Genomic DNA, 23,091 nt, shown 5'->3' with positions numbered 1-23,091 from the left:
CCTGAAAATGAGCGGGTTAAGACGCGCTTAAAAAACCGTTTTTTTACGCTTTCGTCCAACCTTGTTAACGCTCTGACGTCACCTATTTAACTTTTTTTTGATTGAACGTTCAATTAAAAATGCATATATTTTATTACCAATACGTTAGTATTTTGTATGAATATTGGGATGCATTTAGCGCCAATTTATTGAAAAACAGTGAATAATTAACAAGACAGGGGAAAAGATGGCGATTGCCGATACGAAAGAGAAATTACCTGAGAAACCACGGGATCAGCTCAACAAGGTGGTATTTTTCACCTCCGCCGGTCTGATTTTAGCCTTCACTTTGATGACCATTTTCTTCACCGATTTATCGGGGAAATGGATCAGCCTGACGCTCAACTGGGTATCCGCCACCTTTGGCTGGTATTACATGCTGGCGGCGACGCTGTACATCGTGTTTGTAGTGTTCATAGCCTGTTCGCGCTTCGGTTCGATCAAGTTAGGCCCTGAACAATCCAAACCCGAATTCAGCATGATGAGCTGGGCGGCGATGTTATTTGCCGCCGGGATCGGTATCGACCTGATGTTTTTCTCGGTCGCCGAACCGGTAACACAATACATGTTGCCGCCGGAAGGCAACGGCCAGACGCTGGAAGCCGCGCGACAGGCGATGACCTGGACACTGTTCCACTACGGGCTGACCGGCTGGGCGATGTATGCGCTGATGGGCATCGCACTCGGGTATTTCAGCTACCGTTATAACCTGCCGCTGACCATCCGTTCAGCGCTCTACCCGATTTTTGGCAAGCGAATCAACGGGCCTATTGGCCACAGCGTGGATATCGCCGCGGTCGTCGGGACGATTTTCGGGATTGCAACAACGCTTGGGATCGGCGTTGTGCAGCTGAACTACGGGCTGAAAGTGCTGTTCCATATTCCGGAAAACCTGACCGTGCAGGCGGCGCTGATCCTGCTGTCGGTGATCATGGCGACGGTCTCGGTCACGTCCGGCGTAAATAAAGGTATTCGTATTCTTTCGGAGCTGAACGTGCTGCTGGCGCTGGGGCTGATTCTGTTCCTGCTGTTCTTCGGCAACACCGAATTCCTGCTGAACGCGCTGGTGCTGAATATCGGCGATTACATCAACCGGTTTATGGGCATGACGCTGAACACCTTTGCGTTCGACCGCCCGACCGAGTGGATGAACAGCTGGACGTTGTTCTTCTGGGCGTGGTGGGTGGCGTGGTCGCCGTTTGTCGGCCTGTTCCTGGCGCGTATTTCCCGTGGCCGTACCATCCGCCAGTTTGTACTGGGTACGCTTATCATCCCGTTCGTCTTCACCCTGCTATGGCTGTCGATTTTCGGTAACAGCGCCCTGTATCAGATTCTGCACGGCAATCTGGATTTTGCGAACGAAGTGATCGCGCACCCTGAACGCGGCGTTTACAGCCTGCTGGCGCAGTATCCGGGCTTTACGCTCAGTGCGTCTGTCGCGACCATCACCGGCCTGCTGTTTTATGTCACTTCGGCGGATTCCGGCTCGCTGGTGCTGGGGAACTTCACCTCAAAACTGGCGGATATTAACAATGATGCGCCGAACTGGCTGCGAATTTTCTGGTCGGTCACTATCGGCGTGCTGACACTCGGCATGCTGATGACCGACGGCGTTTCTGCGCTGCAAAACACCACGGTGATCATGGGTCTGCCGTTCAGTTTTGTGATTTTCTTCATCATGGCCGGGCTGTATAAATCCCTGCGTCTGGAAGATTATCGCCGCGCCAGCACCCAGCAAACGCTGGCACCACTTCCGGCGACAAGCGACGCGGCGCTGAACTGGAAGCAACGCCTTTCACGCGTAATGAATTATCCGGGCACGCGCCATACGCAAAAAATGATGGATACCGTGTGCCGCCCGGCGATGCAGGAAGTGGCGCAGGAACTGGAATTGCGCGGCGCAAAAGTCACGTTCAACGAACATGAGCCGCAGGAAGATGAAAAAATCGGGCCGCTGGAATTGCAGGTAGCGCTGGGCGAAGAGCAGAACTTTTTGTACCAGATCTGGCCGGTGCGTTACGCGGTTCCGGCGTTTACCTACCGCGCCCGCGCCGGGAAATCGCACTATTACCGGCTGGAGACGTTCCTGCTCGAAGGCACGCAGGGCAATGACCTGATGGACTTCACTAAACATCAGGTGATCAATGACATTCTGGACCAGTACGAACGTCATCTGAATTTCCTGCATATTAACCGCGAAGCGCCTGGGAATACGCTGACATTCCCGGAACAACCGGTTTAACACCGAATCACAAAAACCCGCGAAAGCGGGTTTTTTAATGCCCGGATGTCCGCGTTATCGCAGGAACGGCAACACCTTCTCCAGCAGCAGTTCCGGTTGTTCTTCGGCAATATAATGGCCGCAAGGCAGCGCTTCCCCCTGGACGTCTTCGCTAACTTTTCGCCACTCTTCCAGTGGCGCAAAACATTGACCGACCGTGCCTTTTTCGCCCCAAAGCACCAGCAACGGACAACTCAGTTTGCGGGCTGCATCCAGATCTTCTTTGTCGTGTTGCAGGTCGATACTTGCCGACGCCCGGTAGTCCTCGTAAATCCCGCGCGCCGTTCCATTTTGTTGCAGACAGCGCAAATAATCTGCGTAAGCTTCCTCGGTGAAAGGCTGCATACCGGCGCTGCGGCTGCCCATGACGCTGCGCAGATACTGATCCGGATCGGCGGTGATCAGCGTTTCCGGCAGCGGCGCCGGGCGTATCAAAAAAAACCAGTGCCAGTAAGCACGGGCAAAAGCTTCATTGGTTTGCTGATACATGGAAAGCGTCGGCGCAATATCCATCAGCACCAGGCGTTTAACGGCCTGCGGATGATCCAGCGCCAGCCGGTGCGCCACGCGGGCGCCCCGGTCATGGGCAATAACGCTGAACCGGCTGAAGCCGAGCGCAGCCATTAACTCCCGCTGGTCCTGCGCCATTTCACGTTTGCTGTAGCGCAAATGTTCCACATCGGGTTCGGGTTTACCGCTGTCGCCATAGCCACGCAAATCAGCCAGAACGACGGTGAACAGAGATGTTAGAAACGGCGCGACTTTATGCCAGATAGCCTGTGTTTGCGGGTGTCCGTGCAGTAACAGCAGGGGCTCGCCCTGCCCGGCGATCCGGTAGGCGATCTCCGTTCCGCTGACCTGCATACGGCCTTGGGTAAAATGTTCAAACATGGGTGTTCTCCTTTTTTACCCATCTTAGTCGCTGGCTTTTCAGCAACAAGGTCACAAATGAAGATTGCCGCTTCACGATCTGTGTTTTGAGACACCACACTCTGGCCGTTGCCCGGAAACAGGTAATTTTGCGACGCTGACATTATCCATTACGTTCATCAGGGCAATGAAATGAAGCCAAAAACGCTGTATGAAAAGCACATCGACAGCCACACCGTCCGAACGCTGGACGACAAAGGGCATGTGTTGCTCTACATCGAACGGCAGGTGATTAACGAGTACACCAGCCCGCAGGCTTTCAGTGGTTTGCGTGACGCGAGCCGTCGCGTCTGGCGACCGGAAACCTCACTGGCAGTGGTCGATCACGTCAATCCGACTGCGCCTTTGCGCACACGCCAGATGCCGGACGCCGGTGGCGCACGCCAGGTTTCGTATCTGGCTGAGAACTGCGCGGAATATGGCATCGAGCTGTTTGATATTCTTGATTCCCGTCAGGGCATTGAACATGTTGTGGCACCGGAGCAGGGCTTTATCTTACCGGGCATGGTGATTGCCGCCGGTGACAGCCACACCACCACGTATGGCGCGCTCGGCGCATTCGGTTTTGGTATCGGCACATCAGAGATTGAACATTTGCTGGCAACCCAGACGCTGGTCTACAAACGCCTGAAAACCCTGCGCGTGACGGTAAATGGCACCCTGCACAACAGCATTACCGCCAAAGACATGGTGATGGCGCTGGTGGCGAAAATCGGCGCTTCGGGGGCAACGGGTTACGCCATCGAATTTTGCGGCCAGGGCATCGATATGCTGAGCGTCGAAGGCCGCATGACCCTCTGCAATATGGCGGTGGAAGCCGGTGCGCGCGGTGCGTTTATGGCGCCGGATGACAAAGTGTTTACTTACCTGAAAGACAAACCCCGCGCGCCAAAAGGCCAGCAATGGCTGGAGGCCGTCGACGTCTGGCGCACGCTGCGCAGTGACCCGGGCGCCGTGTTTGACCGCGAAGTTGAGCTGTGCGCCGGAGATATCGCCCCGATGGTCAGCTGGGGAACCAGCCCGGATCAGGCGCTGGCGATTAGCGGACGCGTACCCGATCCGCAGAACGAACCGGATCCTGCACGGCGAAAAGACCTGCAACGCGCACTCAGCTATATGGGATTACGCGCCGGGCAACCGCTTAACAGTATCGGCATCAGCCACGCCTTTATCGGCTCCTGCACCAATGCTCGCATCGAAGATTTGCGCGCCGCCGCCGACGTTGTGCGTGGCAAAAAAGTGGCGTCAGCGGTACGGGCGATGATCGTTCCTGGCTCAAGTCAGGTGCGCGATCAGGCCGAAGCCGAAGGGCTGGCAGAGATATTTATTGACGCCGGTTTTGAATGGCGCCAGTCCGGCTGTTCAATGTGTCTGGCGATGAACGACGACGTGCTGTCGCCGGGTGACCGGTGTGCGTCGAGCACCAACCGTAATTTCGAAGGCCGTCAGGGTGCCGGTGCGCGAACCCATCTTATGAGCCCGGCGATGGTTGCCGCCGCCGCAATTTGCGGTCATCTGACCGATGTTCGCGAAGCGTGAGGAGAAAAAAATGCAAGCATTTACCGTGTTAACCGGCGCAGCCGCGCCCTTCCCAGCGGCCAACGTCGATACCGATGTGATTATGCCAAAGCAGTTTCTGAAAGGCATCGACCGCAGCGGTCTGGATCAGGGCGTTTTCTTTGATTTGCGCTTTCAGGCCGACGGCTCACCCGACCCGGCGTTTATCCTCAACCAGCCTGCGTGGCAGGAGGCTAAATTCCTGCTGGTCGGTCCGAACTTTGGTTGTGGCTCAAGCCGTGAACATGCGGTGTGGGGGCTGAAACAGCTGGGTATACGGGCGCTGATCGGCACCACGTTTGCGGGGATCTTTTTCGACAACTGCCAGCGTAACGGCGTGCTCACCGTACAACTCGCCCCGGAACAGTGGGCACAGCTGGCTGAACAGGTCACGCAGGCGGAAAGCAACGAAATTACCGTCGATTTACCGGCGCAGACAATAAGCTTGCGCGATGGCAAAGATATCGCTTTCAACATTGACGAACTGAGCAAAATGTCCCTGCTCAACGGGCTGGATGCGGTGGGAAATACGCTGCGTTACAGCGATAAAATCCGTGAATTTCAGCAGGCACATTTGCAGCGTAACCCGTGGCTGGCGTGAAAACGTTATTGCAGTAACTGGCTAAAGCGCTGATGCAGGAATTCAACGCAAACCCGCAGTTTTGCAGAATCTGCCAGCCGTGTGGGATAAACCGCCCAGACGCTGGCGGGCTGGGAAAACTGCGGTAAAACCTGCACCAGTTCGCCCCGGTCGATGTAAGGCCGGACATCCCACTCAGAGCGCAAAATAATTCCGTGATGTTTCAGCGCCCACTGCAATACCACTTCGCCGCTGTTGGATGACAACACGCCTTTGACCCGGACGCGCTGTTCCTGCCCTTCTCCGGTCAGCGACCAGATGCCAAACGGATTGTCACGTTCTTTGAGCACCAGACACTGGTGTTGCGTCAGGGCCTCCGGCGAACCGGGTTCGCCGTGCGTGGCCAGATACTGCGCAGAAGCGCAAAGAATGCGCTGATGCTGCGCCAGTTTTTTTCCGATGTGCTGTTCGGGAATGTCATCGCCGACCAGAATTTCGAGATCAATACCTTCGGCGACCAGATCAACAACCCTGTCGAACAGGTCGAGGCGCAGGTTTAGCTGCGGATAACGTTCGGCAAGTTCTGCAACAGCGGGCGCAACGTGGCAGCGTCCGAAACCGAACGAACTGCAAATATGCACGTTGCCACGCACCTCGCTGCGGGAATCTGAAACATCACCAATAAACTGATCAAACGTGTCGAGAATTTGCAACGCCCACCGTTGCGCCCGCTCGCCATCTTCAGTCAGGCGAACGCCACGGGTCGAACGATGTAGCAAACGGGTGTTCAGGGACTCTTCGAGGATCTGAATACGCTTACTGACATAGGCCGGAGACTGCCCGAGTTCAGTCGCAGCGGCGGCAAAGCTTTGCTTGTTCACTACTGCCAGAAAAACCCGCAGGTCTTCGGCCAGCGGCAAACGGTCACGTTCAGTAGTCATGGTTAGCCCGTAAGCCCTCACATTATTTGTTATTGGCAGGATTTTTATTGTGCGGATAGATATCCGTGAGTTTTACACCCGCCAGTTCCAATTTTTCCCTGGCTTCTTCCAGATCGTCGCTTTCGATTTCCAGCGGTTCCTGATCTTTCCCCTGACAAGGCGTCAGCGCCAGTTCGACCAGGATCGGGAAGTGATCGGAGCCCATGAAGTCCAGCCGTTTCAGATCAATCAGCGTGAAGTCTTTGCTGTGGAAAACGTGATCCAGCGGCCAGCGCAAAAACGGATAGCTCGCATGAAAAGTATTGTACATACCCCGCCCACGGCGCGGGTCGAGCAATCCGCTAATTTTCATGAATAAACGAGTGGTTCGCGACCACGCGACGTCATTCAGGTCACCGGTCACAATGGTCGGGAAATGCGCTTTCGCGGCGGTATGCCCGACGGCGATCAGTTCACCGTCACGGGCGGTTGATTCATCCGCTTCGGTCGGACTTGGCGGCCTCGGGTGCAGACAGTGAAGCACCACCTGTTCGCCCGACGGCAGTTCTGCGCGAAAATGCATGGAAGGAATATCTTCCGCCACCAGAAACTGAATCTGCTCGCCGTACATCGGTAAACGCGAATAGACGTGCATACCGTAGAGGTTATCCAGCGGGCAGCGCAGGCTGTGCGGATAATCGGCCTCCAGCGGGGTCATCTGGTCCTCCCACCACTGGTCAGTTTCCAGCAGCACGATAATGTCCGGTTTATGTTCCTGAATCTGAATGAGTAACTGCGCGCTCTCCCGGTTGGTAGTGAGCACATTGCTGTTCATGATTTTGATACGCGAATGGCCGTTGGGCACCGTCTTCTTCACCTGCACGCGGTACAAACGGGTATAAGGCAGGATCCACCAGCCCTGATACGCCATGCAGGCGACCGTCAGGATAATCACGATACCGGTCAGCACGCCGTCAAACGGCAAAATCAGCAGTTCAGTCAGCAGAAAAAGCAGGCACAGGGAAACCATTTGCAGGCGCGGGAAATCCCACACACGCACCCACCAGCGCTGATTTTTGGAAAGAGGAAGCAGCGTCAGTAAGGTCATGATGACCGTCAGAACGCAGACGATAATTCGGAGTGCTTGCATCGGTTATCAGCCCTGATAAAGAGAAATCAATTAGTAAGACCCTAGATAATTCGCATTGCAGGAAGGCGGCAAGTTGAGGAATCCCGATGAGCTGAAATAAGTCAGTGATTCGGGTGAGTAAGCGTAGCCAACGCTCATGCAACGTGAAGTATGACGGGAATTTTGTTAACCGATTGTGACTCAAAAAGAGTGGAGCGACCAGAAGGATGTCGCCGCCTTTTTCATTCATCAGAAAAAGACGGCGATTTTAGCAGTATTACTTCGCCGGTGCTGCCGGATCAGGCTTATGGCACCAGTTGCGCTGCTCTACGATCCCGCCGTTTGGCGAGGTGTAGCCGATACAGCCCAGAATGGTGTCGTACAGTTTTTCATGGAAAGCCGGTTTCTTCTCTGCGGCCATTTTTTGCAGCTGTTCGAAACCTGCTTTGTTCTGGTCGTTTGACAGGAATTTGTCTGACGCCCAGACCATGATCGGCACAGTACGTTGCTCAATCGGCGCATGATCACGCGGCGTACCGTGGAAATGCATGCTTTTGGAAATCGATTCGCCGTGATCGGAAGCATAGAAAACAATCGCGTTTTTATCGCGCAGCTGATCAAACACCTGCGACAGGAAGTAGTCGGTGTAAAGCAGCGTATTGTCGTAAGCGTTGATCATTTCCTGCGTTGAACAGGAATCGTCGATACCCATACACTCCGGCTGATATTTGGCAAATGAGCGAGGATAACGGTCTGAATACAGGTAATGCGAGCCCTTGGTATGCAGAATAATCAGGTGTTTGCCCTGCGGATGATTGGTCATAGAGTCTTTCATTTCATCGACCAGCAGCATGTCATCGACCGGCTTGCCTGCGTTACGTTTTTCAGAGGCGATGTTTTCACGCAATGAATAATCATCGGCGCGGGTTTTGTTGTAGAACCAGGCTTCACTTTGCATGGAATACAGCTCAGAGCTCCAGCCGTTGCTTTTCAGCACGGAGAAAACGTTCATCTCTTTCAGCGTTCGTTGTGGCGCTTCCGAAGCCCCGCCTTCACGCACAAACATGCAGCGCAGTGAGAGTTTGGTGGCGGTATCACAGGAATAGCCCTGCAACGCGACAAGATTTTTCTCTTTATCGAGGTTGGGCGTGTTGTCGCGGTCGTAGCCGTACAGGCCCATATGATCGCGGCGCGCACTCTCACCGATAATGAATACCACGTACATATCCTTGGCATCTGCCGGTGCGGTATAAGTGAAATGCTTCGCCGGGTCGTAAAGATTTTTGGTGTCTTCGGCCTGGCTGTAGCTGCTGTAAGAGTACAGCCCCAGTGCGGACAGCCAGTTGGACGGAGAATAGGTTCCTGCCACGACGCCACCGTAACTTGCCATCATGCGGTTACTTTCTTTGTCATGTCGATCCTGCACTTTGCCCATCAGGCGGAGCGGCATGTAACAAAGCAAGCCGGAGATCACCAACAGGCCGGTTTTTACCGCGACTTTTTTGAAAGTGGTTTGTCTTAGTGCCGCCCCCGGCAATGTGCTGAGCCACAGCAACAGAACCGGGATCAGGCTGACCAGTGCGGTCCAGGCAACAAAATGTGTGCCGACAGATTCTTTCGATAAATCAATGGAGTCAGAGGCCAGTGCTGCCGCCAAAATCCCGTAGCCGATATCAACGTTGAACAGGATCATGTAATAGCTGGCCGCCGCCGAGGAAATCACAATAGCGGTCATCAGCACACGGAAAACCGTTTTGCCGGTATAGGAGAGCAGCATGCAAAGGAAGTAAACCAGGGCGAAACACGCGACCATCTCAACGGCTATCGACAGGGCATTGTCATAATGCAGCTGGCTGTAACGACGAAAGAAAATCGGAAGGTTTAACAGGATCCCAAGATAAAGCGCAATGAAAACAGAAATGCTCTGCAGCGAAAGTGAACGTATTTTATGCATTAGTAATAAATGGCTCTTTTGTGAGTCTGTTTACGTCGTACTGACCGTTCGAACCGGAGTATAAAACCCACTCCTTAGGACTATTGAGACCCCGGGACGAGCATTTTTGTTCAAATGCAAAGGTTTCTGCCATTGTGATAATGTAACTAAATTAACGAAACCCTTACTTTTCAATAAGTAAAAAATGAATTTTCTCTAAAATTTTCTGAACTTTTTCCGCGCCGTTGAAGAATTATTAAGAAAGCTTGTGATCCGGATCGGATAATGGCCCTGGAAATGACAGCGTGAACCGGGTCTCGCCCTGCGGTGAACTCGTTACCCGAACGCTTCCCTGATGCAGTGCCATGATCGCCTGAACTATCGATAACCCGAGACCACTGGAGCTACCGCCTTCGCTGCGCGATGCGTCGGCCCGGTAGAAACGGTCAAACAGTTTGCCCAGCTTTTCCGGCGGGATCGGATTGCCCTGGCTGGTCACATCAATTTCCATGCCTTTCCCCTGCGGGTGCGCGCTGATCGTGATGGTGCTGCCGTCATGCCCGTAACGCACTGCGTTGGCGACAAGATTGCTGATCGCACGCTGAAACAAGATAGCGTCCGCGTACAAAATCCCCTGTCCTTCGCCGTACAACACCATGTTCCGCTCTTCCGCCAGACCTTCAAAATATTCCTGAATACGAGTAATTTCAGAGGAAACATCAATACTGGTGATTGTTAAAACAGACCGTGCATCGGTGGCGCGGGCAAGAAACAGGATGTTTTCCACCATGCGGGAAATACGTTCCAGCTCTTCCATATTGTTTGCCAGCAGCGTTTCATACTCTTCCACCGAGCGCGGCTGGTACAACGCAACCTGGCAATGCCCCATCAGCGCGCCCACCGGTGTGCGGATCTCATGCGCCAGATCGGCTGAAAACTGCGTCAGGCGCTGATAGCCTTCCGAAAGCCTTTCCAGCATATCGTTGAAAGAATAGATAAGTTGCTGCAATTCCTGTGGCGCATTCTCCGTGCTTAATCGGGTAGACAGGCTTGACGGATGAATTTGCGTGGCTTCCTGCGCCATGTTGCGTAAAGGCTTTAAGCCTTTGCGGATCACAACATAACCGAGTGCGGCAATCAGCAAATAGGCGAACAGCACCGCGCCAATGATTTCCCAACGGAATGTTTCCAGCAGACGCGATTCTTCCGTCATGAAATGCGCGCCGGTAATTTCTACCGTTCTGCCATCCTCAATCTGCACACTTGCACGGGCAAAGCGCACCGGCGTTCCGTCCGGCGCCATCAGGTGATGCACCGTTTTCAGGGTGAGCGGCTGGCCGTCGGCCACAGGCGCAACCGGCGGTAAGATCAGCTGCGAAGGATTAACGTTAATCAACGGAGGCTCGCCTTCGAGACGGAAAGTCAGAATATCGCGCTCATTGCCGAGCATATTTTCAAACAAACCGGGATTACGGCTCAGTTGCGATAGCGGAAATTCATTCGCCAGCAGATGGCGGAAATACTGAACGCGTCCGCTGACCTGATAATCCGCACGGCGCACCAGCTCTTTATCCATCGAATAATAGAGATAAAAACCGACGGCGCTGACCACCAGCGAGGCAATCAGCGCAAACAGCAATGTCGCCCGCAAGGTCAGCGACATCGCTCGTTTTGAGGCGGACGGGCGGGCAGTTTCTTTCATCACGTTAGTCATTGCGCACTTCACAAACGTAGCCAATGCCACGCACGGTATGGATCAGTTTCACCTCAAAGGCGCGATCCACCTTGGCGCGCAGGCGCTTAATCGCCACATCCACAACGTTGGTATCACTGTCAAAATTCATGTCCCAGACCTGCGAGGCGATCATGGTGCGCGACAGCACTTCGCCTTCCCGGCGCATCAGCAGCTCCAGCAACATAAACTCTTTATTGGTCAGCGCGATGGTCTGATCCTGACGGGTCACACGGCGGCGCAGCACATCGAGATTCAGATCGGCGACTGAAAACGTATCGGGTTCGCGTGCCGTCGGGCGGCGCAGTAAGGTGCGGATGCGCAGCACCAGCTCGGTAAATGAAAACGGTTTAATCAGATAATCATCAGCGCCGAGTTCCAGCCCGTGAATGCGATCCTGCACTTCGTCACGCGCCGTCAGAAACAGCACCGGTACATCACTTTTTTTACGCAGCACTTCCATCACCTGCCAGCCATCAAGGCCGGGCAGCATGACGTCGAGGATCACGGTGTCATAGCCCTCTTCCAGCGCCAGAAACAGGCCATCCGCGCCGTTGCGCGCCAGATCCACGCTGTAACCCGCCTCGGTCAGCCCTTTTTTCAGGTAGTCGCCTGTGCTGACATCATCTTCTATCACCAGTATCCGCATTCAGGCCCTCGGCGCCGCAAGACCATTCTCCCAAAGAATGATTCAGAGGAAGTTTATCAGTTTCATCAGACACCTTTGATGACAATTTTGTCATTAAATTGTCATCAACCAATCCCGGTTTATCGTCCACTCTTAATGAAGTTATTCATCACTGGCCGGTTCAGTGATTCATCTAACAGAATGAAATAACGCTAGAAAATGGAGAGTTGATCATGAACACACCTACACGCCTTGCCGGTTTATTACTGGGTTCCCTGCTGATGTGCAGCGGTATGACATCCGCCTTTGCGGCCGATAACGTGATTAAACCGACGCGCGGAACCATTGATTCAGTTAATGACTCATCTGTGCAAATCACCACCCGTCAGGGTGAAAAGCTCGATGTGAAGCTGACTGACCAGACCAAGATCAACGCCGTCACCAAAGGCCAGATCAGTGATATAAAACCCGACAGCTTCATCGGTACCGCCGCAGTTCCTCAGGCTAACGGCACGCTGAAAGCGCTGGAAGTCCACGTCTTTGCGCCAAGCCTGCGCGGCAGCGGTGAAGGCTTTAACCCGTTTGAATCCGCTGACGGGAAAATCAATACCATGACCAACGGTACCGTGGGCAAACTGGTCAACAGCAATGGCCGCACGCTGACCGTGAAGTATCACGATGCTGAGAAAACGGTCGTTGTTCCTGACGACGTTCCTGTGGTTCTGCTGGCGCCGGGCGACCGCAGCCTGCTGAAACCGGGCACTAAAATCGTGCTGTTCGCCATGAAAGATGACAAAGGTGCGCTGGTTGCCCGTGGCATCGCCGCCGGTAAAGACGGCATCGCGCCACCGATGTAATCAGGCTGTTTAACAGGAGATTTACCGTGAAACCTCAGCCCTCTTCAGTTCGAAAACGCAGGATCCATTCCTGGCCGGTGCGTATCAGCCACTGGATTAATCTTCTGGCAATGATTGGCATGGTAATGAGCGGCTGGGGGATTTATAACGCGGATCCCCTGTTTACCTTTACGTTCCCGCAAAACACCACGCTCGGCGGCTGGCTGGGCGGCAACATCGCCTGGCATCTCGCTGTGATGTGGCTGCTGGCGGCTAACGCTCTGTTTTATCTGCTGTGGGGCGTTTTCAGCGGTCATTTTAAACGGGACTTTTTCCCGTTTTCAGCCCGCAGCGTCTGGCGCGATACCCTTCGCGCCCTGACCTTCCATCTGCCCCATAAACTCGGCCAGTACAACGCCGTGCAAAAACTGATGTACAGCGGCGTTCTGTTACTGGGCTTTCTGCTGGTGTTATCGGGTTTATCCATCTGGAAACCGGTGCAGTTCAGCGGGCTGGTGTGGCTGTTCGGCGGGTTCGATATTGCCCGTTATGTGCACTTTTTTGCGATGAGTGGCGTGATGCTGTTTGTGGTCATTCATGTCCTGATGGTGCTGCTGGTGCCGAGAACATTTGTGGCGATGATTACCGGCGGCAAGGCAATGAATAAAGAGGAAGGTGCCGATGAGTGATAAATTACAACGGCCAAAAATCATTCTGGAGCCCGATCAGCGCAAGCAGCTGGTGAATATCCAGCGCCGTTTACTGCTGCGCTCAGGATTAACGCTCGGTGCCGTTTCCATGCTGACCGGCTGTAATTTGCAGGACGGCGACGAAGTCGACAAAGTACTGTGGGCGATGTCGCGCTGGAATGACCGCGTTCAGGGCTGGTTATTTGGCGGGCAGAAGCTGGCGCAAACTTACCGCGCCGACCAGATTACGACACCGTTTCGCTTCAACGCGTATTACCCCGAATACAATGTGCCGGAAATCGACATCCCGAATTACCGGCTGGAAGTGTCCGGGCTGGTGCAAAAGAAAGCCTCGTGGACGCTGGAACAACTTCAGCGCCTGCCGCAGGAAAGCCAGATCACCCGGCTGATTTGCATTGAAGGCTGGAGCGCTATCGGGCAGTGGAAAGGCGTGCCGCTCAAAACATTTCTTCAGCAGGTCGGAGCCGATCTGACGGCTAAATATGTCGGATTTAAATGCGATGATCGCTATTACTCGAGTATTGATATGGCCACCGCCCTGCATCCACAAACCATTCTGGCACTGGATTTTGGCGGCAAACCACTGCCACCGGATTTCGGATACCCGCTGCGGCTGAGAATGCCTACCAAGCTAGGCTTCAAAAACGCCAAACATATCGGCGCGATTTTCGTCACCAATACTAATCCGGGCGGTTACTGGGAAGATCAGGGTTATAACTGGTATAGCGGGATTTGATAATACCTTAGCCCTTTATTCGATATTCCGGCTGAAATTAAATAAGTAGATTTCATTATCCGGATCAATAATAGAGGGCATTTTCTGTCATCCCTGCCGGAAAGGCATAATTTCAACTTCTTTATTTAAATTACTCGCCTCAAAAAACTCTCCCTTCAATTAATCCTGACTAATTAGTGAAATAGTTAACGGCTCATCCATTATATTTTTAAAACCCTGCAAAATAACACAAAATATATAACCGAGATCAAAAAACAGGCTTTTTAACGACTGAGTTCACTTCCTCTATATTGCTGAATTTCGTCCCCCGTAATATACAAGGATTCATAAACAGGCCATTAAGAGACTACAACATGCTTGCGCGGAGTGAAGATGAAATATGGTAGATGATATTGAACAACGCATATACGCGCTTGTCAGGCCTTTTAACGGCGTTTATCTTTTCAATAATAAGAAGAGGCAGAAGGTTTTTACTCCGGAGACGGATCTTGATACAGATTTAAAGTTAGATGTAGGAGAAGCGGAGGATTTAATGGATAGTATTTTTCTAAATTAACGTTCAGAGAGATAACTTTTCTGTTGAAAATTATTATCCGTATGAACCTTTTTCATGGAATCCTTTTAAAAAAAGAATTCTTATTCCCGTGCCTGATTTCACCATAGGAATGTTAATAGAATCGGCCAAAGCAGGCCGCTGGTTGTACGATCAATGAAAAGGAGTTTTAACGATGCTATACCAGTTCACAGACATAAAAAAACCGCTCTTTCGAGCGGTTTTTGTTTTCGCGATAGGGTAACGGCAAGCGTTACACAGGGCGAAGAATTAGAAGCTGTAACCCACGCCTGCGATCCAGGTGCCAACATCAACACTGCGGATGCGGGACTGTTCGTAGGAAACGTCCAGAGCAACGTTCTGGATTGGGTTGAACTGCAGACCAGCACCGTAAGAGAAACCATAATCGCTGGTGTCTGATTTTTCACGGTTAGCGGTAGAAGCCACGTTTTCGTTGTACTGGAATTTACCGTAGCCCAGACCGATCACGCCGTAAGCAGAAACCCAGTCGTTGATGCGGTATGCAGGACCTGCAGTGATGCCGTAGTACTGCGCTTTACGGTAGTCACCAGAAGTCGGGTTGCTGTCGTCCTGAATGTAAGTGAAAGAGCCGATAACGCCCAGTGGGTTGTTATCTTGCTCGTAACGGTACTTCAGGTTGAAGCCGTTTGCTTTGTTTACAACGCCTTGTGCGTCACCCTGAGCGTAGCCAGCAGAAACGGTGCTGGTACCAGCGAATGCGCTAGAGGAAACACCCAGTGCTACGACGCAAGCTAATGCGGAAAGACATGCAATTTTTTTCATAAACCACCTCAAAAAGAGAAACCAAAGTAACCTTCACGTTCCAAAATATAACAAAAACCAGTGTGAAACTCTGCCTCAATTAAGATGTCCAAAGCATCATATGGTGTAACAGGAAGTTTCCAGTGCTAAGTATGCACATGAATTTATTCAGGTTTTTGTCACTAAAACCATAAGCTAAACTTATTGAACTTTTTGGAATTAGCAGATAATTCCTAAATTTTTGGGCAAAAAAACGCCAGTTTTTGACAATTTTTTAAGAAACTCATTCTGAAAATACTTTTTTTTGAGGATTTTTTCTCGCGTGATTTCCCACTACACTGACTGTGCTTTACCTTTCTTTTCAAAACTATAAATCTGAAGACTCCGGATTAATGGGATCACCTCAAAAGGCGCTATGGATGACACAGTCAGAACGAAATCAGCCGCAGAAAACGCAGATCGCTCTGCAAGGTGCGGCGCAAAATAACGGCCCGCCCGTTCCGGCGTTACCCAAAAAAGCCTCTCCTCTGGTGGCGATTCTGTTGCTGCTGATTGCCATGCTTTCATTGCAAGGTGGTGCGTCTCTGGCCAAAACACTTTTCCCGATTGTCGGCCCGCAGGGTGTGACAGCGTTGCGACTGGGCATCGGCTCCATTTTGTTGCTTCTCTATTTCAGACCGTGGCGGCTTAAAGTGCGCGGCGGTAATTTCCGCGCATTGCTGATGTATGGCCTGGCGCTCGGTTGCATGAACTACAGCTTTTATCTGGCGCTGCGCACTGTACCGCTAGGCATTGCCGTTGCACTCGAATTCACCGGACCGCTGGCTGTCGCGATGTTTTCCTCACGCCGCCCGGTCGATTTCATCTGGGTTGTGCTGGCCGTGGTCGGTTTATTGTTCCTGCTGCCACTGGGGCAAAGCGCCGGTGGCGTTGACCTCAAGGGTGCCTGCTTTGCGTTAATCGCTGGCGCGTGCTGGGCCGTGTATATTCTTGCCGGTCAGAAAGCGGGCAGCAGCTTCGGGCCGGGTACGGCGGCGATAGGCTCTGTGATTGCCGCACTGATCTTCTTTCCGATCGGAGTTGCGCAGGCGCATACCTCTATTTTCAGCTGGGAGATTTTACCGTTAGGCCTGCTGATCGCCCTGCTCACTTCTGCAATCCCTTATTCGCTGGAAATGATGGCGCTGACCAAGCTTCCGGCAAAAACCTTCGGCACGCTCATGAGCATGGAACCGGCGATGGCGGCACTTTCAGGGATTATTTTCTTGGGTGAATTCCTGACAGCCTCACAATGGCTGGGGCTGGCGGCAATCATCGCAGCGTCAGCGGGTTCTACGCTGACATTGCAGCGTAAAACCAAAATAGAAACGGTCGATATTCCGGGCAATAATCCTTCCGGGAAGTAAATCCGCACGGATTCTGCAAAAAAGCCTCGTTATCACAGCGTGGCTTTTTATTATCTTTCAATTAGTTAAAAACTATTTTCGACTTTTTCACTTTATTTCATCTTTTCCTGCATCCAAAAGCAGGGGGTCAATCGTATGTATAGATGTGAGGCAAGACCTTACCTACTCAACCTACGAAGGACACCATCATGAAAACATTACTCCGTACCGCTATCTGTGCTTCTATCCTGCTGAGTTCTGCGTCAATGGCTGCAATGATGTCTCAAGAAACCACCATGGTCGGTGGTGCTGAAATGTATCCGTCTAAAAATATCGTAGAAAATGCCCTGAACTCTAAAGATCACACCACGCTGGTCGCTGCCGTTAAAGCCGCAGGTCTGGTCGATACTTTACAAGGCAAAGGCCCGTTCACCGTGTTTGCCCCAACCAATGCCGCCTTCGCTAAATTACCGGCGGGCACCGTTGACAGCCTGGTGAAACCAGAAAATAAAGCCACACTGACCAGCATCCTCACGTATCACGTGGTTGCGGGTAAATATGAAATGAAAGATCTCGAAAAACTTCTGAAAAAAGGCAACGGCACCGCAGAGCTGAAAACCGTAAACGGCCAGCCACTGTGGATCCTGAACAACGGCCCGCATAATATTCAGCTTAAAGATGGCAAAGGGAATATCGCCAATATCAGCACTTATGACGTACAGCAGAAGAACGGCGTGATCGACGTCATTGATACTGTCCTGATGCCAAAATAATACCGACTATACTGAGAGCTGGATCCCTTTATGAAACAGTATCTCAGAGCGTCGGGACGGACGAATGCATGACAATTTAGTCAGTAAGCCAACACCAGAGAAAGCGCTTGAAGTACAGCGCGAGTTAATGAGCGCCATGGCCGTTGGCGACCGCCGGGCATTTGAACAGCTATACCGACTGACATCACCCCGGCTGTTCGCCGTCGCATTACGCATGTTGCGGCGACATGCCTGGGCAGAAGAAGTTTTGCACGACAGCTATATCACCGCGTGGAACCGCGCCGCGTCTTACAACCCGGCGCTCAGTTCCCCGATGACCTGGCTTACACACATTGTCCGCAACCGCGCTATCGACTGGATGCGCGGGAGCGACAATCAATTGGATGAGCTGGATGACGACGTCATGAACAGCGACGCCAGCGACGTTGATGAGCCTTTGCAACGGCTGCAACAGGACAGCGATGCCAAAATTCTGGCGGCCTGCCTGGCGCACCTTCCCGCAGAACAACGACAGAGTCTGATCCTTGCCTACTATCAGGGCCTGTCTCACGGCGAGGTTTCCTCACATTTACAACAACCCCTGGGGACGATAAAAAGCTGGATCCGTCGCGCCCTGGATCACCTTAAGAGCTGCGTCGGACTATGAAAAGCAGAAGCCATTATCAGGCTGCCCTCGCAGCCGAATATGCACTCGGCACCTTGCGCGGCGCAGCGCGAATTCAGTTCGAGCGCAAAATGCGTAATGACCCGGCGTTAGCGGCGGAAGTCGCCCGATGGCAGGAGGCGTTTACGCAGCTCGATAACCAGATTATCCCGGTGATCCCACCCGCTTCGGTCTGGAAACGCATTCAGCACAATCTGACTTTACAAAACAATCTCACGTTAAAACCTGATAGGCGCCCTGCTCCGGCGAAAAGACCGGTGCGCGGATACATTGGCTGGGCGCTGGCTGCCGGGCTGGCGGCATTGTTGCTGATCCCTCACCTTCTGGTACAACCCGCCCCGCCAACGCCGGTCGCCATTCTGGCCAGCAGCGCCGGGCAGCAAAACGGGCAATGGGTGGTCAGCGTCGATGTGAGCACGCGCAGCCTGTTGCTGACACCGCTCAGCGCGCCGGATCTGGCATCAAACCGCAGTCTGGAACTGTGGGCCATTCCGCCGGGCGGCAAGCCGCGTTCGCTCGGCTTGCTCAATACTCAGCAACCGACGCAGCTATTGCTGGCCGCAAAAATGCCGGACCCGGGTTATACGCTGGCCATCAGCCTCGAACCTCGCGGCGGTTCTCCAACCGGACAACCTACCGGCGCTGTGCTTTACAGCGGCACGCTGGCACTCTAACCCTTTCAGGTTACTTATATAAAACGGCAGATATTCCTCTGCCGTTTTTGCTAATTCCATTCAAAATAAATAATTACCCGACATAACTGTTATTTCCCGCCATCACGCGTAAGTATTATGAATATATATTCACACCAGAAGTTACATTCAAAAATATTTATCACACTTAAATGAAAATAATTATCACTATTAATACTTAATATGGAGAAAAGAGAAAAAGCACTTACAGATGAATCCTATCTACTCGGAAAATCAATATGATAGGTTAGAGATGGAGTAACGACAGGCTTTATTAGACACACGCTATCAGAACGATAGGAACGACTGTCCTGCAAAATTGTGATTTATTGCTATACTGAATGCAGTTAAGAAATACATTATTTAGCGTTTATTTTAATGAAACAAGGAGATATGAATATGAGTACCGCTAAACTGGTCAAAACGAAATCTTCTGAACTTATCTACACACGCAACGATTTAGATGAGAGTGTTAAACTCAATACCATCAAAGTGCTTAACCGTCTGGTGACTGAATATATTGATCTGTCGCTGATCACCAAACAGGCACACTGGAACATGCGTGGCGCAAACTTCATTGCCGTCCATGAAATGCTCGACGGTTTCCGCACCGCGATTATTGACCATCAGGACACCATCGCAGAACGTGTCGTTCAGTTAGGTGGCGTTGCGCTGGGTACCGTGCAGGTTGTTAACGATAAAACCCCGCTGAAAAGCTACCCGACCAATATCCACACCGTGCAGGAACACCTGAAAGCGCTGGCCGAACGTTATGCTGTTGTGGCTAACGATACCCGCAAAGCCATCAGCGAAGTGGAAGACGAAGATACCGCAGATATTTTCACTGCCGCATCCCGCGACCTGGATAAATTCCTGTGGTTTATCGAATCTAATATCGAGTAATCACATTGCGACACCGCAGGATCAGGCTGCGGTCATCTGAGTGATTAATGCGAATCGGGTTGGCCTTAATGCCAGCCCGTTTTTAGTTTTCAGGAGGTCACCATGGCAAGCGGATGGGCGCAAGATGGCGCAGTTCAGGACCAGATTGATTCAACGGTAAATGACGCGGTTGACCGCGCACGTCAGTCGCTCGGGCATGGCGAAAGTGCCCATTTTTGCCGGGAATGCGGTGAGCCGATCCCGGAAGCTCGCCGGAAAGCGCTTCAGGGCGTTCAGTATTGCGTCAACTGCCAGGCTGAGCTGGATAAAAAGCAGCAGGATCACGCCGGATATAATCGCCGGGGAAGTAAAGACAGCCAGCTGCGCTAGATTTTTTTCTTATAATTGGTTGCACCATTATGGTTCAACGCGCCTCGGTTTTTCCTCAAATCCCACCTTTCCCCTCTTTACATTTGCTTCAATATTGAGCAGTAGTTTTACCCACGTTCTGAAAAAGTTAGAGCGAGTTATCATTTGGATGGCATGATTGTTAATTAATGATTGTTTAAAATACAACATATGGTTAATGATGACGCGATGCACCATGAGAGAACATTGCAAGATGTAACAATGCACCACAAATGTGCATTCACGGATTAATCTGCAGCTTGAACGGTTCAGCAAGACGATAAGCCATTGAATTTTAATAGTGGTAAATAATGGCATGAATTTTGCAGTTAAGCGTCGTAACATAAGGTCGTTCCCATAATATGTACAAAGGAAATTCACTGATGAAGTCACTCTTAAAAGTTTCCCTGGCCGCGCTGACCCTGGCCTTTGCCGTTAGCTCACACGCAGCAGACAAAAAACTGATCGTAGCTACCGACACTGCGTTTGTACCGTTTGAATTCAAACAAGGCGACAAGTATGTCGGCTTCGATATCGACCTGTGGGACGCGGTCGCGAAAGAGATGAAAGTCTCTTATGAACTAAAACCGATGGATTTCGGCGGCATCATCCCGGCTCTGCAAACTCATAACATCGATCTGGCGCTGGCGGGTATCACCATCACGCCTGAGCGTAAAAAAGCGATCGACTTCTCTGACGGCTACTACAACAGCGGCCTGATGGTGATGGTTAAGAGCAACAACGACGCCATCAAAAGCGTTAATGATCTGAAAGGCAAAGTGGTTGCAGTGAAAAGCGGCACCAGCTCCGTTGACTACATGAAAGCCAACGTGCAGACCAAAGATCTGCGTCAGTTCCCGAACATCGACAGCGCTTATATGGAGCTGGGGACAGGCCGTGCTGATGCTGTAATGCACGACACCCCTAACATTCTGTATTTCATCAAAACTGCCGGTAAAGGCCAGTTCAAGGCCGTCGGTGATTCACTGGCGGGTCAGCAATACGGCATCGCCTTCCCGCAAGGCAGTGACCTGCGTGAGAAAGCCAACGTGGCTCTGAAAACCATCAAAGAGAATGGTACTTACGCGGCAATCTACAAAAAATGGTTCGATACTGAACCTAAGTAAGATTTTTTCATTTAAGTCGTTCCTCTATATAGAAATCTGACTTGATAAGAAGCGCCTGACGGAGAATTCTCCGGACAGGCGCAGTTTGTTGTTTTACCAGGAGATAATCCATGCAGTTTGACTGGAGCGTAATTTGGCCCGCTCTGCCTATCCTGCTCGAAGGCGCCAAGATGACATTGTGGATTTCGGTCCTCGGTCTGGTTGGCGGTCTGATTATTGGTGTGATTGCGGGTTTTGCCCGCGCGTTTGGTGGCTGGTTTAGCAGCAACATCGCACTGGTATTTATCGAGCTCATTCGCGGTACGCCTATTGTCGTACAGGTAATGTTCATTTATTTCGCACTGCCGATGATGGTTCCCGATCTGCGTATCGACCCGTTCAGCGCGGCGGTGGTGACAATCATGATCAACTCAGGTGCGTACATCGCTGAAATTACGCGTGGCGCCGTGTTGTCTATTCATAATGGTTTCCGCGAAGCGGGCCTGGCGCTAGGTCTGTCGCGTCGTGCGACTCTGCGTTACATCATCATGCCGCTGGCGTTGCGCCGCATGCTGCCACCGCTGGGTAACCAGTGGATTGTAAGTATCAAAGATACCTCGTTGTTTATCGTCATCGGTGTCGCCGAGCTGACCCGTCAGGGTCAGGAAATCATCGCCGGTAACTTCCGCGCCATGGAAATCTGGAGTGCGGTTGCCGTTATCTATCTGATCATCACGCTGGCTCTGAGCTTTGTTCTGCGCCGCTTAGAACGCAAACTGAAAATTATATGATTGAATTCAAGAACGTCTCAAAACACTTTGGTAAAACCCAGGTGCTCCACGACATCGATCTGAACATTTCTCAGGGTGAAGTCGTGGTTATTATCGGGCCATCCGGTTCAGGTAAATCCACTTTGCTGCGTTGCATCAATAAGCTGGAAGAAATCACGTCCGGCGAGCTTATCGTCGATGGCCTGAAAGTGAATGACCCGAAAGTCGATGAACGTCTGATCCGCCAGGAAGCCGGTATGGTGTTCCAGCAGTTCTATCTGTTCCCGCATATGACAGCGCTGGAAAATGTGGCCTTCGGCCCGATCCGCGTTCGTGGTGCATCGAAAGATGAAGCCAATAAACTGGCGAAAGAATTGCTGGCAAAAGTCGGTCTTTCCGAGCGTGGTAACCACTACCCGTCTGAACTTTCCGGTGGACAACAACAGCGTGTAGCGATTGCCCGTGCGCTGGCGGTAAAACCTAAACTGATGCTGTTCGATGAGCCAACCTCTGCGCTGGATCCGGAACTGCGTCATGAAGTATTGACCGTCATGAAGCAACTGGCCGAAGAAGGCATGACGATGGTTATCGTGACGCACGAAGTCGGCTTCGCCGAGAAAGTGGCGTCACGGTTAATCTTCATCGATAAAGGGCGTATTGCGGAAGACGGTAAACCGGCGGATCTGGTGAATAACCCACCGAGTGAGCGTCTGCGGGAGTTCCTGCAACACGTTTCCTGATTTGCAGGGAGGTCGCCTGCTAATGGGGCGGCTTTAAATGCTTCTGATCGAGAATATTTCGGTTTCTCAATGGCGGTGATCGCATAACTCGCTGCGCCGAAACCGACCAAAGGAGGGAAGTGCTTTCCCTCCTTTGGATCCCTCCCTGCTTTTTCAACAAGCGCTTCGCTTGCTGGCTATGTTTCAGAAACTCTCCTTATTGCCGCGAAAACTTGCCGCTCCGCGGTACCTTCTTTCGATCTTCGAGCCTCACGTCTCGAAACACTCAATCAGCAAATTTTCTGAAAGCGGCCACTGGCTATGTAATTCGAAAGATTAATGCGG

General features: G+C 52.0%; 22 protein-coding genes and 1 pseudogene. 16 read left to right on the top strand and 7 right to left on the bottom strand.

Annotation, left to right across the window (positions count from 1 at the left end; genetic code table 11):
* The first annotated feature begins 226 nt into the window (after positions 1 to 226).
* A complete protein-coding gene (locus tag ACLBVC_RS07325; RefSeq protein WP_410149082.1) occupies positions 227 to 2,281 on the top strand; it encodes a choline transporter in 2,055 nt (684 codons plus the stop codon).
* Positions 2,282 to 2,335: 54 nt separating this feature from the next.
* Here ACLBVC_RS07325 and ACLBVC_RS07320 read toward each other — a convergent pair whose 3' ends face one another.
* Positions 2,336 to 3,211, bottom strand: coding sequence for an alpha/beta fold hydrolase (locus tag ACLBVC_RS07320; RefSeq protein ID WP_410149081.1), 876 nt, complete (start codon positions 3,209 to 3,211; stop codon positions 2,336 to 2,338).
* 171 nt (positions 3,212 to 3,382) lie between these two features.
* Here ACLBVC_RS07320 and leuC point away from each other — a divergent pair, with 171 nt between their 5' ends.
* Together leuC and leuD are read left to right on the top strand one after the other, a co-directional pair.
* Positions 3,383 to 4,789, top strand: a complete 1,407-nt coding sequence (gene leuC / locus ACLBVC_RS07315; protein WP_410149080.1) for a 3-isopropylmalate dehydratase large subunit — start codon at positions 3,383 to 3,385, stop codon at positions 4,787 to 4,789.
* 10 nt (positions 4,790 to 4,799) lie between these two features.
* A complete protein-coding gene (gene leuD, locus ACLBVC_RS07310; RefSeq protein ID WP_410149079.1) occupies positions 4,800 to 5,408 on the top strand; it encodes a 3-isopropylmalate dehydratase small subunit in 609 nt (202 codons plus the stop codon).
* 5 nt (positions 5,409 to 5,413) lie between these two features.
* On the opposite strand, the gene ACLBVC_RS07305 is transcribed toward leuD, so the two are convergent.
* The 5 genes from ACLBVC_RS07305 to ACLBVC_RS07285 all read right to left on the bottom strand — a co-directional run bounded on the left by ACLBVC_RS07305 (position 5,414) and on the right by ACLBVC_RS07285 (position 11,750).
* Positions 5,414 to 6,328 (bottom strand): LysR substrate-binding domain-containing protein, encoded by a 915-nt coding sequence (locus ACLBVC_RS07305; protein ID WP_410149078.1) that lies wholly within the window; start codon positions 6,326 to 6,328, stop codon positions 5,414 to 5,416.
* Between the two features lie 22 nt (positions 6,329 to 6,350).
* Complete coding sequence (locus tag ACLBVC_RS07300; RefSeq protein ID WP_410149077.1) at positions 6,351 to 7,457, bottom strand: endonuclease/exonuclease/phosphatase family protein; 1,107 nt, start codon at positions 7,455 to 7,457, stop codon at positions 6,351 to 6,353.
* Positions 7,458 to 7,713: 256 nt separating this feature from the next.
* Positions 7,714 to 9,390: a kdo(2)-lipid A phosphoethanolamine 7''-transferase gene (gene eptB / locus ACLBVC_RS07295; RefSeq protein WP_410149076.1), complete on the bottom strand. Its 1,677-nt coding sequence runs from the start codon at positions 9,388 to 9,390 to the stop codon at positions 7,714 to 7,716.
* A gap of 235 nt (positions 9,391 to 9,625) precedes the next feature.
* Positions 9,626 to 11,083, bottom strand: a complete 1,458-nt coding sequence (locus ACLBVC_RS07290; RefSeq protein WP_410149075.1) for a heavy metal sensor histidine kinase — start codon at positions 11,081 to 11,083, stop codon at positions 9,626 to 9,628.
* Positions 11,076 to 11,750 (bottom strand): heavy metal response regulator transcription factor, encoded by a 675-nt coding sequence (locus ACLBVC_RS07285; protein ID WP_152324261.1) that lies wholly within the window; start codon positions 11,748 to 11,750, stop codon positions 11,076 to 11,078. Before ACLBVC_RS07285 ends, ACLBVC_RS07290 begins: the two co-directional genes overlap by 8 nt.
* Before the next feature lie 212 nt (positions 11,751 to 11,962).
* Here ACLBVC_RS07285 and ACLBVC_RS07280 point away from each other — a divergent pair, with 212 nt between their 5' ends.
* The 4 genes and pseudogenes from ACLBVC_RS07280 (at position 11,963) to ACLBVC_RS07265 (ending at position 14,724) form a co-directional block, all read left to right on the top strand.
* Positions 11,963 to 12,586: a hypothetical protein gene (locus ACLBVC_RS07280; RefSeq protein WP_152324262.1), complete on the top strand. Its 624-nt coding sequence runs from the start codon at positions 11,963 to 11,965 to the stop codon at positions 12,584 to 12,586.
* Positions 12,587 to 12,612: 26 nt separating this feature from the next.
* The gene (locus tag ACLBVC_RS07275) at positions 12,613 to 13,254 is read left to right on the top strand and encodes a cytochrome b/b6 domain-containing protein (RefSeq protein WP_410149074.1); all 642 of its coding nucleotides are present in this window, start codon (positions 12,613 to 12,615) and stop codon (positions 13,252 to 13,254) included.
* Complete coding sequence (locus ACLBVC_RS07270; RefSeq protein WP_410149073.1) at positions 13,247 to 14,011, top strand: molybdopterin-dependent oxidoreductase; 765 nt, start codon at positions 13,247 to 13,249, stop codon at positions 14,009 to 14,011. The genes ACLBVC_RS07275 and ACLBVC_RS07270 overlap by 8 nt, the downstream gene beginning before the upstream one ends.
* Positions 14,012 to 14,390: 379 nt before the next feature.
* A pseudogene (locus ACLBVC_RS07265) lies at positions 14,391 to 14,724 on the top strand (DUF1493 family protein).
* 110 nt (positions 14,725 to 14,834) lie between these two features.
* On the opposite strand, the gene ompX reads toward ACLBVC_RS07265, so the two are convergent.
* Positions 14,835 to 15,368 (bottom strand): outer membrane protein OmpX, encoded by a 534-nt coding sequence (ompX, locus tag ACLBVC_RS07260; RefSeq protein WP_195812882.1) that lies wholly within the window; start codon positions 15,366 to 15,368, stop codon positions 14,835 to 14,837.
* A 398-nt stretch (positions 15,369 to 15,766) separates the two neighbouring features.
* Here ompX and rhtA point away from each other — a divergent pair, with 398 nt between their 5' ends.
* The 9 genes from rhtA to glnQ all read left to right on the top strand — a co-directional run bounded on the left by rhtA (position 15,767) and on the right by glnQ (position 22,767).
* Positions 15,767 to 16,753 (top strand): threonine/homoserine exporter RhtA, encoded by a 987-nt coding sequence (rhtA, locus tag ACLBVC_RS07255; protein ID WP_410149072.1) that lies wholly within the window; start codon positions 15,767 to 15,769, stop codon positions 16,751 to 16,753.
* A 188-nt stretch (positions 16,754 to 16,941) separates the two neighbouring features.
* The gene (locus tag ACLBVC_RS07250) at positions 16,942 to 17,505 is read left to right on the top strand and encodes a fasciclin domain-containing protein (protein WP_410149071.1); all 564 of its coding nucleotides are present in this window, start codon (positions 16,942 to 16,944) and stop codon (positions 17,503 to 17,505) included.
* A gap of 64 nt (positions 17,506 to 17,569) precedes the next feature.
* The gene (locus ACLBVC_RS07245; RefSeq protein ID WP_410149070.1) at positions 17,570 to 18,151 is read left to right on the top strand and encodes an RNA polymerase sigma factor; all 582 of its coding nucleotides are present in this window, start codon (positions 17,570 to 17,572) and stop codon (positions 18,149 to 18,151) included.
* Positions 18,148 to 18,843, top strand: a complete 696-nt coding sequence (locus ACLBVC_RS07240; protein ID WP_410149069.1) for an anti-sigma factor — start codon at positions 18,148 to 18,150, stop codon at positions 18,841 to 18,843. Before ACLBVC_RS07245 ends, ACLBVC_RS07240 begins: the two co-directional genes overlap by 4 nt.
* Before the next feature lie 417 nt (positions 18,844 to 19,260).
* A complete protein-coding gene (gene dps / locus ACLBVC_RS07235; protein ID WP_015696542.1) occupies positions 19,261 to 19,764 on the top strand; it encodes a DNA starvation/stationary phase protection protein Dps in 504 nt (167 codons plus the stop codon).
* 102 nt (positions 19,765 to 19,866) lie between these two features.
* Positions 19,867 to 20,133, top strand: coding sequence for a DksA/TraR family C4-type zinc finger protein (locus ACLBVC_RS07230; protein WP_410149068.1), 267 nt, complete (start codon positions 19,867 to 19,869; stop codon positions 20,131 to 20,133).
* Positions 20,134 to 20,534: 401 nt separating this feature from the next.
* Positions 20,535 to 21,278: a glutamine ABC transporter substrate-binding protein GlnH gene (gene glnH / locus ACLBVC_RS07225; RefSeq protein ID WP_410149067.1), complete on the top strand. Its 744-nt coding sequence runs from the start codon at positions 20,535 to 20,537 to the stop codon at positions 21,276 to 21,278.
* Positions 21,279 to 21,388: 110 nt separating this feature from the next.
* On the top strand, positions 21,389 to 22,048 hold the full coding sequence (glnP, locus tag ACLBVC_RS07220) for a glutamine ABC transporter permease GlnP (protein WP_152324286.1): 660 nt from the start codon (positions 21,389 to 21,391) through the stop codon (positions 22,046 to 22,048).
* The gene (gene glnQ / locus ACLBVC_RS07215) at positions 22,045 to 22,767 is read left to right on the top strand and encodes a glutamine ABC transporter ATP-binding protein GlnQ (protein ID WP_165058189.1); all 723 of its coding nucleotides are present in this window, start codon (positions 22,045 to 22,047) and stop codon (positions 22,765 to 22,767) included. Before glnP ends, glnQ begins: the two co-directional genes overlap by 4 nt.
* The last annotated feature ends 324 nt before the right edge of the window (positions 22,768 to 23,091 follow it).

Source organism: Rahnella selenatireducens (assembly GCF_046449555.1).
Classification (GTDB): domain Bacteria; phylum Pseudomonadota; class Gammaproteobacteria; order Enterobacterales; family Enterobacteriaceae; genus Rahnella; species Rahnella selenatireducens.
Note: the sequence above shows the minus strand (reverse complement) of the source record. Positions and strands in the feature narration are given on the sequence as shown.

Bases quoted from the DNA above. Each gene is read 5' to 3' on its own strand.
- ACLBVC_RS07245 (WP_410149070.1), top strand. From the start codon at position 17,570: ATGCATGACAATTTAGTCAGTAAGCCAACACCAGAGAAAGCGCTTGAA.
- ACLBVC_RS07230 (WP_410149068.1), top strand. From the start codon at position 19,867: ATGGCAAGCGGATGGGCGCAAGATGGCGCAGTTCAGGACCAGATTGAT.
- ACLBVC_RS07300 (WP_410149077.1), bottom strand. From the start codon at position 7,457: ATGCAAGCACTCCGAATTATCGTCTGCGTTCTGACGGTCATCATGACC.
- ACLBVC_RS07240 (WP_410149069.1), top strand. From the start codon at position 18,148: ATGAAAAGCAGAAGCCATTATCAGGCTGCCCTCGCAGCCGAATATGCA.
- ACLBVC_RS07320 (WP_410149081.1), bottom strand. From the start codon at position 3,211: ATGTTTGAACATTTTACCCAAGGCCGTATGCAGGTCAGCGGAACGGAG.
- ACLBVC_RS07285 (WP_152324261.1), bottom strand. From the start codon at position 11,750: ATGCGGATACTGGTGATAGAAGATGATGTCAGCACAGGCGACTACCTG.
- rhtA (WP_410149072.1), top strand. From the start codon at position 15,767: ATGACACAGTCAGAACGAAATCAGCCGCAGAAAACGCAGATCGCTCTG.
- dps (WP_015696542.1), top strand. From the start codon at position 19,261: ATGAGTACCGCTAAACTGGTCAAAACGAAATCTTCTGAACTTATCTAC.
- ACLBVC_RS07250 (WP_410149071.1), top strand. From the start codon at position 16,942: ATGAAAACATTACTCCGTACCGCTATCTGTGCTTCTATCCTGCTGAGT.
- leuD (WP_410149079.1), top strand. From the start codon at position 4,800: ATGCAAGCATTTACCGTGTTAACCGGCGCAGCCGCGCCCTTCCCAGCG.
- ACLBVC_RS07290 (WP_410149075.1), bottom strand. From the start codon at position 11,083: ATGACTAACGTGATGAAAGAAACTGCCCGCCCGTCCGCCTCAAAACGA.
- ACLBVC_RS07325 (WP_410149082.1), top strand. From the start codon at position 227: ATGGCGATTGCCGATACGAAAGAGAAATTACCTGAGAAACCACGGGAT.
- glnH (WP_410149067.1), top strand. From the start codon at position 20,535: ATGAAGTCACTCTTAAAAGTTTCCCTGGCCGCGCTGACCCTGGCCTTT.
- ACLBVC_RS07270 (WP_410149073.1), top strand. From the start codon at position 13,247: ATGAGTGATAAATTACAACGGCCAAAAATCATTCTGGAGCCCGATCAG.
- eptB (WP_410149076.1), bottom strand. From the start codon at position 9,390: ATGCATAAAATACGTTCACTTTCGCTGCAGAGCATTTCTGTTTTCATT.
- glnQ (WP_165058189.1), top strand. From the start codon at position 22,045: ATGATTGAATTCAAGAACGTCTCAAAACACTTTGGTAAAACCCAGGTG.
- ompX (WP_195812882.1), bottom strand. From the start codon at position 15,368: ATGAAAAAAATTGCATGTCTTTCCGCATTAGCTTGCGTCGTAGCACTG.
- ACLBVC_RS07305 (WP_410149078.1), bottom strand. From the start codon at position 6,328: ATGACTACTGAACGTGACCGTTTGCCGCTGGCCGAAGACCTGCGGGTT.
- ACLBVC_RS07280 (WP_152324262.1), top strand. From the start codon at position 11,963: ATGAACACACCTACACGCCTTGCCGGTTTATTACTGGGTTCCCTGCTG.
- glnP (WP_152324286.1), top strand. From the start codon at position 21,389: ATGCAGTTTGACTGGAGCGTAATTTGGCCCGCTCTGCCTATCCTGCTC.
- leuC (WP_410149080.1), top strand. From the start codon at position 3,383: ATGAAGCCAAAAACGCTGTATGAAAAGCACATCGACAGCCACACCGTC.